The organism is Paenibacillus sp. P4_E11 (assembly GCF_056401635.1).
The window spans coordinates 1-1,945 of the sequence record NZ_JBFUIX010000385.1 but is presented as its reverse complement, the minus strand read 5'-3'; the positions used below and the strand labels follow the sequence as shown (position 1 = coordinate 1,945).

The 1,945-nt window shown below is 41.9% G+C and carries 2 protein-coding genes; both read left to right on the top strand.

Translation table 11 applies throughout. The features are described 5' to 3' along the window. Positions 1-1,485, top strand: a 1,485-nt coding sequence (locus tag AC1DWB_RS34300) for a right-handed parallel beta-helix repeat-containing protein (RefSeq protein WP_477545550.1), incomplete at its 5' end; no start/stop codon positions are given. A gap of 84 nt (positions 1,486-1,569) precedes the next feature. Then, a partial coding sequence (locus AC1DWB_RS34295) for a hypothetical protein (protein ID WP_477545549.1) occupies positions 1,570-1,945 on the top strand: 376 nt, incomplete at its 3' end.

Genomic DNA, 1,945 nt, shown 5'->3' with positions numbered 1-1,945 from the left:
GCTCAAGGGAATGCCCAGTCAGATGATAAGAACGCTATTCAAGCGGCAATTAATGCAGCTTCATTGTTGCAAACCATTGTTTATTTCTCCCCCGGAACCTATTTGTTCTCCGGAGTCATAACCGTTCGGGAATATGTTTGTCTTGAAGGAGAGAATGCTGTTTTAAAAGCGACTAACGAATGCATTTCGACTGGGCTATTTATCAATAACGCTTCGCAAGTTACCATTCGTGGTTTGACTGTGGACATGAATAAAGAGAATACAACCAATCTGGGAAATATCAACGAGCAAGAAGCGATCAAAATCTTGGCCAACATAAAGGATGTCAAGAACATTAGAATTTGTGACGTAACGATAAAAAATTCACATCAAAGCGGAATTCATATCGTCGGGAAAGCTGATGCAAATCCGGTAGTGCATCTGGTGCAAAGTGTCTATAAGACTATAGATACAGTAATAGAACGTGCAGCTATTGAATCCTGCAGATTCGGAATTCTCGCCACACATTCACAACGAATGACTCTGCAAGATAGCCGTATTACCCGGTGTATGGTTTCTGGTGTCCTCCTGCTTTTTTGTTCGGAATACACGATACAGCGCAATATTTGCAATGAAAATATTGGTCATGGCATAACTGTCGATATATCTCATACGGGGACAATTTCTGGAAACTTATGCTCGGATAATGTGGATGGAACCAAGTTGGCATATGGAATTGTCGTATCGCGATACTGCAAGTATTTTACGGTTCATGGTAATGTATGCCGGAATAATGGAAACGGCGGCATTAGCATTGACGTCACGCTGGTGGGTGGAATTGCAGTAGAATCATACGGAACGGTCACGAGCAACGTTTGCACCGGAAGCAAAATGTATCATGGCATTTATATCAATCACGCCCATGATATCGTTGTCAGTTCCAATAACTGTTACGATAATAAACAGTACGGTATTATGATCGACTCCGGCAGGAATGCGGTAGTGACGGGAAATGTATGCAACCTTAATGAAACCGGTATCAATATGAATACTTTAACCCAAGGTGAACGGGTTAGCATCAGTACCAATACATGCAACGAGAATCGTAACTCCGGAATACGTACTACGAAGGCTTCCAAGCTTCATATTCAGAATAATCAATGTTTGGGAAACGGTCAGTATGGTATTTACTTATCCAATACTTCTGATTCATCGATTTCAGGAAATAGTTGTATGAATAATGGCTCATCCGTAGGGAGTTACGCCAATATCATGATGACGTCTGGAACGAACCACAATAATATTCAAGGAAATACGATCAGATCCCAAACCAATCAGGCACAATACGGCCTTAGAATCAGCTCGGGATGTACGGATAACCTTATTACTGGCAACGATTGTTTTCAAGGTGGAACTAGTATTGGTATTTTCAGCGAAGAAGCATCGACATCTTACGGAACTGGCAATCGGAATAACGATGGCACCTTTTCAACACTACCGAATTAATCGATTTGCCAGACTTAAATTGATCCAGAACCACGAATTTGATCTTACTCGTATCCAACAATGGAACATAGGAGATGTGCAGCCATGAAGTGGAACTTACTAGATGTCAAGAATGAACCGGTCGAATATCCCCATTTCCCCACCAGACAACAGCTTTTCGTTTGGAAAAATTGGGGGATGGTTGATGATGCCAGATTGGCAGATGTATTGCAAACATCTGTAGAGAACGTCATCGCATTAGCGGAAGGTATGGGATTACCACCCCATGCGGAAGTGACTAAGGAATGGTTAGAACGAGGTTACATTACGATTATACGAGCTAATTGGCATGTCCTCCCTTACGACCAATTGTTAACCTTGCTGGGGTGGTCCGAAGAGCAGCTTGGCTTCACTCTTAAAGAGGATGATTTTCTCTCTCATAAATTAGGTAACTTTAAACCGGATGCGAAAACGATTGTTT